The following is a 13,336-nucleotide window of genomic DNA, read 5'->3' as shown; positions in this document are numbered from 1 at the left end:
TTCGAACTGGATGCATAAGCTGTGTATACAGGAGTGAATGGGCTACTAGCCAAGTAATGAAGATCGGGGGAGTAAGAATGTCATTGTATAGATTGCTTGCTGCAGATTCTCCGGACCGAGTCATTCAAATGAATAAACGAACGGCTCGGAAAGTAGGGCTGTTGAAGGGACAGGAAATTACCTTATCATATGGAATGCGAAAAGCGAGGATGAAGGTACTTATCAACAGAAAGGCTGCCGGAAACACACTTATTTTGCCAAGCAGGAGCATAGAAAAGTTAAAGATTGTGTTGTCGGTAACATATAACGTTCGCCTACTTGATGATGTGCTTGTGATCGGGCCTGTCATTGGCATGCTTTATCATCAAGACGGCAATAAAATGGAGGCCGATTTGCGGGAAAATCCGAACTTATATCTTCCCTATGCGCAATCCATTCGGAAATTGGGTGGCATGCTTTTCTTCGCAGCCGAAAATCAGATTGACTTTCATTCGGGTGAAATGGAAGGCTGTGTTTTTAACTTTGAGACAATGGCATGGGAGAGGGCAGTCTTGCCATTTCCGTCCATTTTATATCGGAAAGTAAAAGCCACGAAGGCTCTCAAGAGTTCTTTCGGAAGCCGTCTGTTTAACCCGCCATGCTATTATAAATGGAAGTTCTTCTCTATTTTGAATAAAGAACCGGCCTTCCGCAAGTATTTGCCGGAAACGAAAAACGTGATAACGAGAAATAACCTGGATCGCATGATCGGAAAATACGGTATGGTATTTTTGAAACCGATTAATAAGGGCGGCGGCGCTGGAATGCATCTGATCTGGAAGGAAGGCAGGAACTATTTTGCCAGGAAGAACTTTACGAGCGAAGTGTTCACCTACACATCAAGGCAACTAAATGACTTATTGGCATCATGTGAAAAGAACCATATTTTCCAGCAGCCTATCCACCTGAAAAGCTATAAAGACAGAAAGATAGATTATCGAGTTATCGCAGTAAAAGAGAAAGCCCGAACATGGAAGGTTGATCCGATTATAGGATGGCTTGGGGTAAAAGGCGGCATTACCACACAAGGAAACAGAGGGGTAAGTGGCAGGTATGTAGAGGATTTGCTGAAGCTGCAGTTTAATGATTCGGATGAAGGAATAGCGCAAAAAGTGGGGGAAATGAAATCGCTCGCCATCGCTCTTGCTAACTATTTGGAGGGTGAATGCGGTACATTTATCGATTTTGGCTTTGATATGGGTCTGGATGAACAAGGGGATATATACATCTTTGAAGGCAACACGCTGCAGCAGCTGGAAACTCCCCTCTCTCTGAATGACCATATGATGTATGGCGAGCTGATTTATTGCATACTTGAAGCGTTAAAGGAACTATCAATGGAGGGGGAGGAGCCCGTCAGTTTCGATAATTAGTGAAAACAAATGCTGGCTTCCGTTAAGGAACCAGCTTTTGTTTTGGTATTGAAACGGGCATGTTCCCTTGCTTGTTTGAGCCGTCAAGCGCCGTGATTCTGTTCCGGCCATGCTGCTTAGAGGTGAGCAGCAATTGGTCTGCCTGGATATAGCCTTTTTCCATAGAAACTTTATGATGAATCCGGTAAAAATAAAGGCCGAACGAAGAGGTATAGGAAATGGAAGCTGTGCCAGGGCCATATTCAGCCTCCACAGCGCTCTCCTCAATCCCGCGCCGGATCCTTTCAACTAAATCGAGGCATTGACGATAATTTCTGTTTCTAAGGAACAGGGTGAATTCCTCGCCGCCGCTCCGGAACAAGTTATCATTTCCATTGATGTAGCTTTTCAGTGTCTTGGCAAAATGCCGGATGACCTGGTCTCCGACGGAGTGGTTGTAGGTATCATTAATATGCTTGAAATTATCGATGTCAGCGACGACAATCCCGATATATTCCCCGGTTTCATCCAACTCGGCCATCCTTTTATCCATAAAGGCACGGTTATTGGCGCCAGTAAGAAAGTCGGTATACGCCATTTGTTCAAATTTATCTCGTTCAATTTTATTCTTGATGCTTTGTGATTTCGAATAAAATGAACGGCTGACAAGATAATTGAGAAAGAATAACGCGAAAAGCGCCCCCCATTCCCCTTCTCGTAGAAAGAGGAGCAAGAGTCCATTCGTAAAGGCAGTTTTGCCCATATCAAGGATGCTCCTGCTTTTAATAAAATCGACTGCCTCGCGGACTGTTTTGATGTCACTGGTTAGGAGGAAAACAATGATTAACAGCAAATCAATCAAGAGCGAGGTGATGCATACGAGCAAAAAGATTAAAATCCAGTAACCAAATGGAAACAATTCAAATACCGGGCGCAAGAGGTTGTACAAATAATATGCAGCGGAGTAGGTAAGCACAAATGCTCCGATATTATAAAACGTATCAGAAAATTCTTCGGGATCATCTGTCCCCGTCCGCTTTTTATTAAAATAAACGGTAAAACGGTAAATGGTTTCAAAGATGAACAAGCCAAGCGGCCCGGCAAAAATCCCAAAAGAAAGGCTGTAGCTGATTCCGTAATCAACGGTTGTGTTCCCAGTTTTGTGCAAGACGCGCAAATGATGGTACATCGTAGAAAAAAGCCAAAATAAAACGAGTACTTTCACATAATGATCTGCATTCAATGGTATAGTTTTCACGTTGAAAGCGACTGCCAGCCCGGCGAAAAACAAAATAAAGTTAAAAAATCTGGCTCCAACCATAAAACTGCAGCCCCTTTCCATCCTTCTACCATTTATCATACTGTATAGTAGGATGGGAGTGCATATAAATTTAAAGAATATGCAGAATTAATAAATTTCCTAATTAATAGATACCCGTTGGGTGAGGGAGGGAAAAACAATGTCTCCATTTACAAAACGCGTGATTGAATTGATTGCTCAAATTCCCCCCGGGAAAGTGATGACATATGGGCAAATTGCAAAATTTGCAGGCAGTCCCCGTGCGGCGCGCCAGGTTGTTAGAATTCTTCACTCGATGAGCAGCAAATACAGCCTCCCCTGGCATAGGGTCGTCAATGCACAAGGGGAAATTGCCATAAGGGACGAAGAGGCAAGTGGCTATCAAAGGTTTATGCTTGAAGAAGAAGGAGTATCTTTTAGCGGCCATAAGGTTAAGCTTTCTGTCAGTTTGTTCGAGCCGGAAGAATGGGAAATGGGAAAAGATTACTAAATTCACCAGATAAATATTGCAGCCGCCCCGGTGACGTGTTACGATGAATAGGCCAGGCTGTGCAAACGTTTTCACTGCTAACTCGTTCTTGCTAAGGAGGAGGTCCCTAACGGCTATATGTACAAGCCTTGCGATTTTGAGAGGCTTTTTTTAGGATGGTTGTGCAAGCGATTTCGCGAATGTTTCTTGGCAGATTACTATTTTCCTTGGCAGTTTCGGCGCTTTTTTTGCGCAAAAAAATTACCATTATTGGAGGCAAGTCATGAAGCAGAAAAAACTGATTTCAAGCTTATTCGCATGTGTCCTACTGTTGAGCCTTGTATTAGCAGGCTGTTCTTCTTCCTCGGGAGGATCGAAGAAAACCGGATCGAAAGATGGAAACGTAACACTTGATATTTTCCAATTCAAAGTGGAATTCAAGGATCAGTTCGAAGCAGTGGCAAAACAGTATGAGAAAGAAAATGAAGGTGTGAAAATCAACATTACAACCGTTGGCGGCGGCGAGGATTATGGTGCTGCATTAAGGTCTAAATTTGCTTCTGGCAAAGAGCCTGCAATTTACAACATCGGCGGGCCTCAGGACGTTGCGGACTGGAAAGCAAAGCTTGCTGACATTTCCGATACAGAGGCTTCCAAGGCTGCCCTTGAAGGAACGCTTGATGGCGTTACTGTAGACGGTAAAGTAATGGGACTTCCATTTAACCAGGAAGGCTATGGCTTTATTTACAATAAAGAAGTTTTTGAAAAAGCAGGCATCAAGCCTGAAGAAATTAAGAGCTTTGCCGCTCTTGAAGAAGCAGTAAAAACGCTTGACAGCAAGAAAAAGGATCTCGGCCTTGAAGCTGTTTTTGCCCTTCCTGCAAAGGAAACTTGGGTAACTGGCCTGCACTTGTCCAATGCGTTCCTTGCAGGTGAATTCGATGGCAATGTATTGAAAGCCTTCGATGCAAAAAAAGTCGACTTCACATATGGCGACAGCTTTAAAAAGGTACTTGACCTGCAGAATAAGTTTTCTGCGCAGCCAACCGTGAGCCTTGACTACGCAAAGCAGGTTGAAGAACTATTCTCCCTTAAGAAGGTTGCTCTGATTCAACAGGGGAACTGGGTTTACGGCTCTATCGCTGGAATTGACCAGGAATTCGCTGACAACGGCATTGGAATCCTCCCAATTCCTGTTGAGGGCTACAAGGAAGACGCTCTGCCAGTAGGTATTCCAATGTATTGGGGCGTTAACAGCAATAAAGATGAAGCGACAATTAAAGAGGCGAAGAAGTTCCTTGATTGGCTCTATACTTCTGATGAAGGCAAAGAAACCGTTCTTAACGAATTTAAGTTTATTCCTGCCTATGACGGCTATGACTCTTCAAAAATATCAGATCCACTATCAAAAGAGATTTATAAGTATTCTCAAGAAGGTAAGACGATCGGCTGGACATTCATGGGCTATCCAACTGGCTGGGGACAAGAAACTCTCGGAGTCCAGATCCAGAAGTATGTCAGCGACGAGGCAAAGTGGGACGATGTTGTAAAGGAATCGAAGAAGGCATGGGAAGACGCACGTAAATAATCAGGCAATGGATTTATTCATAAGTTGATTGGAACGGAGGGCACCGACTCCGGCGGGATGTAGTGGCAAGGTGGAGACCCCGCAGGCGCTAGAGCGCCGAGGAGGCTCCACTGACGCCCCGCGGAAAGCGTGTGCCCGGAGTGGAAATCAACAAAGCCAAATGAATAATAAATTTTAATGGCAGTTGCAAAGGGTCTGGTTTCATAAGGCAAACACCTTATAAATCAGTCCCTTTGTTGCTACCGGAAAAAATTACCAGTATTTATGAATTTGAGCACAAAACGGCTGTCCAAAGGCCGTTATGAAATATACATCTTTACCCGGTATTGTGAAATTCAGCAATTACGGATGGTGAACGCGATAGCGTCTGGATTCCACTACAATGGATGTGGATGCCCATACCGTAAACGAAGCAAATAATTTGGAGGGTTTTTACCATGCTCCGTACAAAAGACCTATCATATTGGCTATTTCTTGCTCCTGTTCTTTTGGCATTATCAATGGTCGTTATTTTACCGCTTGGCCTAGGGGTCTATTATTCATTTACAAATTGGAACGGCATTGAGACAGGCGGTTTTATTGGGTTTGAAAACTATGTGAAGGTTTTCCAGGATAAAAAATTCATGGATGCCCTCTGGTTTACGGTCAAGTTTTCCATCGTTTCTATTATCCTAATTAATTTCATTGGCCTCTCTTTGGCATTAATCGTTACCTCGAGAATCAAGTCAAGCAATTTCTTGAGAACGATCTTTTTTATGCCGAACCTAATTGGTGGTCTGATTTTGGGTTTTATCTGGCAGTTTATTTTTATGAAGGTATTTGATGGGATTGGCAGCCTGATGGGGGTTGAGAGCCTGCAGGGGTGGTTATCAACGACACAAACAGGGTTTTGGGGGCTTGTCATCCTGATGAGCTGGCAAATGTCAGGCTATATTATGGTTATTTATATTGCCTATCTCGAAGGGGTGCCGAATGAACTTCTTGAAGCAGCAGAGATTGATGGCGCAGGACCATTTCAAAGGCTGCAATATATCGTCTTTCCGCTTGTTGCTCCAGCGTTTACGGTTAGCATGTTCCTGACACTGTCGAATACTTTTAAGCTTTATGACCAAAACTTATCATTGACTGCCGGCGGGCCGTATAATTCGACCCAAATGGTTGCTATGGAAATATTTAAAACTGCATTTGTGGAACTGAATATGTCTTATGCGCAAGCGAAAGCAGTCATCTTCTTCATCATTGTTGCAATCATCTCATTGACCCAGGTTTATATAAACAAGAAAAGGGAGGTTGAACTATAATGCGCAGAACATCTAAATTACCGATTGAAGTTCTGGGGCTTATTCTTGGCCTTTTATGGCTGTCTCCCTTTTATCTCATGATCGTCAACTCATTTAAATCAAAACGTGAAATTTTTGCAGATACTCTAAAACTTCCGGAGGCATTCAATCTTGATAACTATATTGAAGCTTTTACCCGGCTGGATTTTTTGAAGACATTCATGAACTCGCTGATCATTACGGTTGCCAGCGTCGCAATTATCATTGTGTTTTCATCGATGGCGGCCTATGCCCTTTCACGCAATAAGAGCAAAATTAGTACAGTTATCTTTTTCCTTTTTGTGGCGGCTATGTTGATTCCTTTCCAGTCAGTCATGATTCCGCTTGTGACCATTTTTGGAAAACTCGATATGTTAAACAGATCGGGACTTGTTTTCATGTACCTCGGTTTTGGAGCCAGCCTGTCTATTTTCCTTTACCATGGCACGCTGAATAATATCCCAAAATCGCTGGATGAGGCTGCAACGATTGACGGGGCCAATAAATTCCAGGTTTTCTGGTATATTATCTTCCCGATGCTCAAACCTATCACAGTAACAGTAGGGATATTGAATACAATTTGGATTTGGAACGACTACCTTCTGCCATCGCTTGTCATTAACCAGGATGGAATGGAAACGATTCCGTTGAAAATGTTCTTCTTCTTTGGGGAGTATACAAAGCAGTGGCATTTGGCGCTGGCCGGCCTGTCGCTTGGAATCATTCCAGTCATCATTGCTTATTTCTTTGCCCAGAAGCAGATTATTAAAGGGATTTCTGAAGGGGCAGTCAAGTAGGGAAGCTTGGTTATTAAAGAATTGATCATGTCTGTAAAGCTGGTTGATTGGAACGGAAGGCGGCGAAGACTCCGGCGGGATGCAGCGGCAAGGTGGAGACCCCACAGGCGCCCATGCGCCGAGGAGGCTCCACTGACGCCCCGCGGAAAGCGAAGCGCCTAGAGTGGAAATCAACCACAAGGTTTATTCTAATCAAAATCTTAGTTTAACATTATAGAAATAAATAGAAGCTTTTAGAACCGGGAGGAAGCAGGATGGTTACGATAAAAGAGGTTGCAAAAGAGGCAAAAGTGGCACCTTCCACCGTTTCAAGGGTCATAGCTGACAGCCCCCGTATTAGTGAAAAGACGAAACAGCGTGTCAAGGAAGTAATGGAGCGGCTTGGCTATTACCCCAATCTCCAAGCAAGGAGCCTTGCGGCAAAAAGTACTCGGACCATTGGAGTAATTATGCCAGCATCTGCTGAAAAAGCCTTTCAAAATCCCTTCTTTCCGGAAGTGCTGAGAGGAATCAGCAGGCAGGCCCATGCGACAAAGTATGGAATTTATTTATCAACGGGCACGACTCAGGACGAAATTCATGAAGAAGTGGTTTCCATGGTGATGGGAAGACGGGTTGATGGAATAATCCTGTTGTATTCGAGAACAACTGACCGAACGATGGAATATCTAATGGAGAACGGCTTTCCTTTCACAGTTGTCGGGAGACCTTATCGAAACAAAAATTCCATCACATATATCGACAATGATAATGTGGGGATTACGAAGCAAATGACTGAGTACTTATTAAATTTGGGGCATACGGAGATTGCATTTGTTGGTGGAAATCGGGATTTTGTAGTCACAATCGATCGGCTGAAAGGATACAGAGAGGCACTTGCAGAGGCAGGAATATCGTATAGGGAGCAATATATCTTTACAAATGATATGGTATCCGGAAATGGGAAGGATGCGGTAAAGGCATTGATGGAGCTTCCATCACGACCTACAGCCATTGTGACACTGGATGATCTGCTTGCTCATGAAATGATTGGTAGTTTTGAGGTATGTAATATAAGAGTGCCTGAGGATATTTCCATCGTGAGTTTTAACAACCTCTCACTCTCTGAACATTCAAATCCTCCATTAACATCAATTGATATTGGAACTTTCAATCTGGGCTATCAAGCAACCCAATATTTAATTGAAAAAATAGAGGATCCCGAAACTGAGCCGAAAGGGGTCATAATCCCCGCTGAATTAATTGAACGAAAGTCATGTGCCCCGCTAATCCTAACGGCCTTGTAATGAAAAGAAACCCGCGAAAGCGGGTTTTTCCGGTGGGAATAATAACCTGAATTGTAAAATAATTATTGAGAGGTTAATTATGTTGAATTATAGTTAAAGAGAATGAAGGAGGGAAAAATATGGGTTTGGAAATTCGTAATCTAACAAAACGGTACGGCGATACGATTGCAGTCAACGATATTTCAGTCAGCTTGCCGAAAGGCCAAGTACTTGGCCTGCTCGGCAGAAATGGCGCCGGTAAGACAACAACGATCAAAATGATGTTGGGGCTTGTTCAGCCGGACAATGGGGAAATTCTTTGGAATGGTAAGCCTTTCAGAAGGGATGGGCTTTCAATAGGGTATCTTCCGGAAGAACGCGGCCTTTATCCGAAATCAAAAATTGCCGAACAGCTGCGTTATTTTGGCCAGCTGGAAGGAATGAACCGGAAACTGGCGAATGAACGGATTGAGTATTGGCTTGAGAAATTTGAAATGATCGAATATAAAAACAAACTCGCAAGTGAGCTGTCAAAAGGAAATCAACAAAAAATCCAAGTCATCGCAACGCTACTCCATGATCCGGAAATTATCATCCTTGACGAGCCATTTAGCGGGCTCGACCCCGTAAATGCCACAATGCTTGGAACAGTGATTGAAGAGCTTGTTGAACAGAACAAGACGATTATTCTTTCGAGCCATCGCATGGAGTCTATTGAACTGTTTTGCGAAAATGTCTGCATGATGAAGCAGGGCAGAATAGAAGTATCTGGGAAGCTTCAAAAGGTGAAGGATGATTATGGCTACAAAAATTTAAGGATTACATCCGAGCTGCCGCTTGCACCTGTTTTCCATAAGTTTAACATGCCATTTGAGCAAAACGGCACAGTCTATACTGCCAAAGTACATAACGAAAATGAAGGCATGGACATCATTAACGCGGCCGCAGAAGCGGGGATCCAGTTGCAAAACTTTTCCCTGCTCGAACCAACACTGCATCAAATTTTTGTGGAGAGGGTGGGGTAAATGGAAAAGTTTCTGACGGTATTGAAGTTTCATTTAAAAGAAGGCTTGTCCGGCAAGGGGTTCATCATTACCGCGGCTGTCCTGTTTGCCGCCATCTTTGGCTATTTTGGGTTCACCCATTATTTCGGAAAAGAAGAAAAAATGACCGTTTATGTCAGCAATCAGTCTTCCGGCTATTCGTTTGAAACCAAGGGGGTTAAAGCTGAATTTGCCGACATAAAGGAAGTCGATGAGGCAAAAACCGAAGGCATCAAAAAAAGAGTAAAGGATGGCAAAGTGGATGCATTGATCATCCTAAAGGGCAGCGGTGAGTCACCCGAGGTAGAGTACTATTTTCGGAGGATGGCTGACTTTCAGGTGCTGGGCCTGGTCAATACAATTGTCCAGCCGCAATACTTGAATGCGGTCATGACAAAAAACAATGTGGATCCTGCTGTTGCCAATGCGTTATTAACCCCGGTCAAAGTGGAAGAAATTGCGCTTAAAAAGACCGAATCACTAGGACTCGTTTACTTCTTCCTATTTCTGATGTATATGTTTATCATTATGTTTGGCAACACGGTTTCGTTAAGCATCGCCGGAGAAAAAACAAGCAGGGTTATGGAAATCATGATTACAAAGGTAAAGCCAATTACCATGATGTACGCGAAAATAACCGCAGCCATGATATCTGGGCTGCTTCAGATTGGCATGGTCGCGTTTGCATATGGCGTCGCCAAGTTTCTCGGCTGGACATCAGGTGATTTGCAAATATTCGGCATGCCCCTGGACTTGTCAGTTCTGAATCCAAAAATATTTTTATTTTTAAGTCTTTATTTTGTTTTGGGCTATGTCGTTTATGCCCTGCTGTTTGCCTCAATTACGTCTGTGATCAGCAGGATGGAAGACATCGGCTCCATCATCTTCCCGGTCTCAATTTTGCTCATGGGGGCCTTCATGCTCGGAATGAAATCAATGCTCGATCCAAATGCCGGGATTGTCCTTGTCAGCTCCTACATTCCATTTTTCTCACCGATGGTCGTCTTCTCGCGCATTGTCCTCGGTGAAGCAGGAGTACTGGAAATCCTTATGTCAATTGTTGTCCTGCTGGCGTCGATTGGATTGCTGAGCTTCATCGCCAACCGGATTTACTCAAAAGGCGTCATGAGATACAGCGGCAAAACAAGCCTCGCGGATATCATTAAAATAGCCAAAAATGCAGAAATGTAGTGAGGCAGGGGAACCGTCCCCTGCCTCACTTTGCTTTCGGTCTATATAGACTTTAGGCTTTCTGTTCAAACAGCTTGGAAATACCCACAATCGTTTCAACTGATTTGAGCATATTGTCGACTGAAATAAATTCATACCTTCCGTGGAAGTTCTCCCCGCCTGTGAAGATATTCGGGGTAGGAAGCCCCATGTAGGACAGTTGCGAACCATCCGTCCCACCCCTGATCGGCTTAACAATTGGCGTAATCCCCAAGCTAGTCATGGCCTCATGGGCAATATCGACAATTTCCTTCACTGGCTCAATTTTCTCCCGCATATTATAATACTGGTCATTCAGCTCCAGTTGGATTGCATCCTGGCCATGGATTTCTCTCAGTTCTTGGGCAATCTCTTTCATCTTGGCTTTTCTCGCAGCGAAGTTTTCCTTGGCAAAATCCCTAATGATGTAGGAAACCTTCGTTTCCTCGACATCCCCATAAAAAGAAATAAGATGATAGAAACCTTCATACCCTTCAGTTCGTTCCGGAGCTTCCTCTTCTGGAAGCCTTCGGTTAAACTCCATGGCAATTTTCATGGAGTTGACCATCTTGTCTTTTGCAGTGCCAGGGTGAATATTCGTTCCACGAAAAGTCAGTTTGGCGGAAGCGGCATTGAAGCTTTCGTATTCCAATTCACCAAGCGGCCCTCCGTCAACTGTGTAGGCAAATTTTGCACCAAATGCACCGACATCGAATTTGTGCGGCCCCCTGCCAATCTCTTCATCAGGAGTAAAAGCAACCCTAATTTTCCCGTGCTTAATTTCTGGTTTGGAGATCAGATAACGCATTGCTGTCATGATTTCCGCAATGCCTGCTTTATTGTCTGCGCCCAGTAGTGTTGTCCCATCAGTCGTGATAAGGGTGTGCCCAGCATATTCTGGCAGTTGGGGAAAGTCTGCTGTTTTCATCACGATGTTAAGGTCTTCATTAAGCAAAAGATCGTTGCCATCATAGTTTTCAATCACTTTGGGATTAACGTTCTTCCCGGTAAAATCTGTCGCTGTATCGAGGTGGGCAAGGAATCCAATCGTTGGAACATCTTTGTCGGTATTGGAAGGGAGCGTTGCCATCACATACCCGTTTTCATCCATCGTAACCTCTTGCATGCCAACCTGCTTCAACTCTTCAACAAGATTTCGCGCCAGTTCCAATTGTCCAGGTGTGGACGGGCAGGAGGAGCTATTCTCATCCGACTGGGTATTAATTTTTGCATAAGAAATAAATCGTTCAATTATTTCGTTTTTCAATGGGAAGCATCTCCTATGTATAGTATTAATATAATCTTTCCTTACATTCCATTATAATACAATCTGGCGGAAAGACTGAAACTAAAGGTTCAAAATGTCCAATTGTCGATTCATGTTGGTTACTGGCTACAAAAATAAATAAGAAAATCATTTCAGGACTAGACGATAATAAGGGAATCATGTACAATGTTTTCAGAATATTATTTTTATTATGAATAGATAATATTCTGTTGAGCAGCGAGAGTATACTAAAATTGGCAAAAAAGAAAATAGGGGGAAACGTGATGAAGAAAAGGAGATTGGCAGGAATTTTTCTATCATTTTCTTTGATTGCCGGGGTTTTGGCAGGCTGCGGCAGCCAGGGGAGCAGTGGATCGGGAGGAGGAAAAGATACCATTAAAATAGGGGCGAACCTTGAGCTTTCGGGCGGGGTGGCATCCTATGGCCAATCTATTTCCGAGGGCCTCCAGTTGGCAGTGGATGAAATTAACAAAGAAGGTATCGATGGCAAGAAAATTAAACTCGTAAAGTTTGATAATAAGTCAGAGGCCGCTGAGGCAACGGCAGGAGCGGTCAAGCTGATCAGCCAGGACAAAGTGGCAGCGATTGTCGGGGCAGCAACCAGTGGGAATACCCTGGCACAGGTTCAATTGGCTGAGAAGCATAAAGTGCCAATCATTACTCCTACCGGGACCAACCCTGATGTGACGAGCAAAGGTGGCAAATTGAATACGTTTGCTTTCAGAACATGCTTCATTGACCCGTTCCAGGGAACCGTGGCGGCGAATTTCGCGGCTGACAAGCTCCAGTCCAAGAAGGCGGCTGTCTATGTTGATACAGCGAGCGACTACGCTAAAGGGCTTGCTGCAGCATTTAAGGAGGCCTTTAAAGCAAAAGGCGGCGAAATTGTTTCCGAAGAAGCATATGTAGCGAAAGACACAGATTTCCGCGCAACCTTGACACGAATGAAATCCGAAAACCCTGATTTTGTTTTCCTGCCTGGTTACTATGAAGAGGTAGGCCTGATTGTGAAGCAGGCGCGCGAAATTGGACTTGATGTTCCATTCATGGGCGGAGATGGCTGGGATTCTCCGAAGCTTGTTGAAATTGGCGGCGCGGACGCTCTGAACAATACATTCATTACAAACCATTACTCTTCAGCGGATCCTGACAAGAAAATTCAAGATTTCGTAGAAGCTTTCAAGAAGAAGTATAAGGGCAAATCACCGGATGCCTTTGCCGCTTTAGGTTATGACACTGGTTTATACCTAGCGGATGCAATTAAGCGCGCTGGCAGTGCAGATCCGGAAAAAATCCGAAAGGCATTGGAAGAAACCAAAGATCTTCAACTTGTTTCAGGAACATTGACTTTGGATGAAAACCATAACCCGGTTAAGTCAGCGGCCATCCTGAAGTATGAAGGCGGCGAGCAGAAGTTCGAAACAAAAGTTAATCCGTAGGAAGGCTGGAATCAGGAGCCAATCGCTTCCTGATAGCTGGCGGGATAGGGGGCATTGTCCCCCTATTTCGGGTTAAACAGCTAATCATCTATTGGTAAGCGATACAGTAATTCCTTCTATATAGGTTGAAGTTAATTTTTACACAAATTAGTCTAGGAAGCAGGTTGATTGGAGCGGAAGGCACGAAGACTCCTCGAAAATGCTATCACATTTTCTTCGTGCAAAGCC

General features: G+C 43.9%; 11 protein-coding genes. 9 read left to right on the top strand and 2 right to left on the bottom strand.

Annotated elements, in window-relative coordinates; translation table 11 throughout:
- The first annotated feature begins 56 nt into the window (after positions 1–56).
- Positions 57–1,412 carry a YheC/YheD family protein gene (locus D1B31_RS12180; protein ID WP_158587528.1) on the top strand — a complete coding sequence of 452 codons (1,356 nt, stop codon included), beginning with the start codon at positions 57–59 and terminating at the stop codon, positions 1,410–1,412.
- Positions 1,413–1,434: 22 nt separating this feature from the next.
- On the opposite strand, the gene D1B31_RS12175 is transcribed toward D1B31_RS12180, so the two are convergent.
- The gene (locus tag D1B31_RS12175; protein WP_118921067.1) at positions 1,435–2,712 is read right to left on the bottom strand and encodes a GGDEF domain-containing protein; all 1,278 of its coding nucleotides are present in this window, start codon (positions 2,710–2,712) and stop codon (positions 1,435–1,437) included.
- Positions 2,713–2,851: 139 nt separating this feature from the next.
- Here D1B31_RS12175 and D1B31_RS12170 point away from each other — a divergent pair, with 139 nt between their 5' ends.
- From D1B31_RS12170 to D1B31_RS12140, 7 genes are all read left to right on the top strand, one after another.
- Positions 2,852–3,181, top strand: coding sequence for an MGMT family protein (locus D1B31_RS12170; protein ID WP_118921066.1), 330 nt, complete (start codon positions 2,852–2,854; stop codon positions 3,179–3,181).
- Positions 3,182–3,443: 262 nt separating this feature from the next.
- Positions 3,444–4,748, top strand: a complete 1,305-nt coding sequence (locus tag D1B31_RS12165) for an ABC transporter substrate-binding protein (protein ID WP_118921065.1) — start codon at positions 3,444–3,446, stop codon at positions 4,746–4,748.
- 437 nt (positions 4,749–5,185) lie between these two features.
- Positions 5,186–6,049: a carbohydrate ABC transporter permease gene (locus tag D1B31_RS12160; RefSeq protein WP_118921064.1), complete on the top strand. Its 864-nt coding sequence runs from the start codon at positions 5,186–5,188 to the stop codon at positions 6,047–6,049.
- Positions 6,049–6,864 carry a carbohydrate ABC transporter permease gene (locus D1B31_RS12155; protein WP_118921063.1) on the top strand — a complete coding sequence of 272 codons (816 nt, stop codon included), beginning with the start codon at positions 6,049–6,051 and terminating at the stop codon, positions 6,862–6,864. The genes D1B31_RS12160 and D1B31_RS12155 overlap by 1 nt, the downstream gene beginning before the upstream one ends.
- Positions 6,865–7,118: 254 nt before the next feature.
- Complete coding sequence (locus D1B31_RS12150) at positions 7,119–8,150, top strand: LacI family DNA-binding transcriptional regulator (protein ID WP_118921062.1); 1,032 nt, start codon at positions 7,119–7,121, stop codon at positions 8,148–8,150.
- A gap of 119 nt (positions 8,151–8,269) precedes the next feature.
- Positions 8,270–9,154 (top strand): ABC transporter ATP-binding protein, encoded by an 885-nt coding sequence (locus D1B31_RS12145; RefSeq protein ID WP_118921061.1) that lies wholly within the window; start codon positions 8,270–8,272, stop codon positions 9,152–9,154.
- Complete coding sequence (locus D1B31_RS12140) at positions 9,155–10,363, top strand: ABC transporter permease (protein ID WP_118921060.1); 1,209 nt, start codon at positions 9,155–9,157, stop codon at positions 10,361–10,363. It abuts the gene before it with no gap.
- 52 nt (positions 10,364–10,415) lie between these two features.
- Here the strand turns inward: D1B31_RS12140 and pepT are convergent, their stop codons facing one another.
- Positions 10,416–11,648: a peptidase T gene (gene pepT, locus D1B31_RS12135; protein ID WP_118921059.1), complete on the bottom strand. Its 1,233-nt coding sequence runs from the start codon at positions 11,646–11,648 to the stop codon at positions 10,416–10,418.
- A gap of 284 nt (positions 11,649–11,932) precedes the next feature.
- On the opposite strand from pepT, the gene D1B31_RS12130 reads away from it, so the two are divergent.
- Positions 11,933–13,108: an ABC transporter substrate-binding protein gene (locus D1B31_RS12130; RefSeq protein WP_118921058.1), complete on the top strand. Its 1,176-nt coding sequence runs from the start codon at positions 11,933–11,935 to the stop codon at positions 13,106–13,108.
- Positions 13,109–13,336: the final 228 nt, after the last annotated feature.

The organism is Neobacillus notoginsengisoli, from assembly GCF_003515685.1.
In the GTDB taxonomy this organism is placed as follows: domain Bacteria; phylum Bacillota; class Bacilli; order Bacillales; family Cytobacillaceae; genus Bacillus_D; species Bacillus_D notoginsengisoli.
This window is presented reverse-complemented; position numbering and strand designations above follow the sequence as displayed.

Bases quoted from the DNA above. Each gene is read 5' to 3' on its own strand.
- D1B31_RS12175 (WP_118921067.1), bottom strand. From the start codon at position 2,712: ATGGTTGGAGCCAGATTTTTTAACTTTATTTTGTTTTTCGCCGGGCTG.
- D1B31_RS12140 (WP_118921060.1), top strand. From the start codon at position 9,155: ATGGAAAAGTTTCTGACGGTATTGAAGTTTCATTTAAAAGAAGGCTTG.
- D1B31_RS12170 (WP_118921066.1), top strand. From the start codon at position 2,852: ATGTCTCCATTTACAAAACGCGTGATTGAATTGATTGCTCAAATTCCC.
- D1B31_RS12160 (WP_118921064.1), top strand. From the start codon at position 5,186: ATGCTCCGTACAAAAGACCTATCATATTGGCTATTTCTTGCTCCTGTT.
- D1B31_RS12130 (WP_118921058.1), top strand. From the start codon at position 11,933: ATGAAGAAAAGGAGATTGGCAGGAATTTTTCTATCATTTTCTTTGATT.
- D1B31_RS12165 (WP_118921065.1), top strand. From the start codon at position 3,444: ATGAAGCAGAAAAAACTGATTTCAAGCTTATTCGCATGTGTCCTACTG.
- D1B31_RS12155 (WP_118921063.1), top strand. From the start codon at position 6,049: ATGCGCAGAACATCTAAATTACCGATTGAAGTTCTGGGGCTTATTCTT.
- D1B31_RS12145 (WP_118921061.1), top strand. From the start codon at position 8,270: ATGGGTTTGGAAATTCGTAATCTAACAAAACGGTACGGCGATACGATT.
- D1B31_RS12150 (WP_118921062.1), top strand. From the start codon at position 7,119: ATGGTTACGATAAAAGAGGTTGCAAAAGAGGCAAAAGTGGCACCTTCC.
- D1B31_RS12180 (WP_158587528.1), top strand. From the start codon at position 57: ATGAAGATCGGGGGAGTAAGAATGTCATTGTATAGATTGCTTGCTGCA.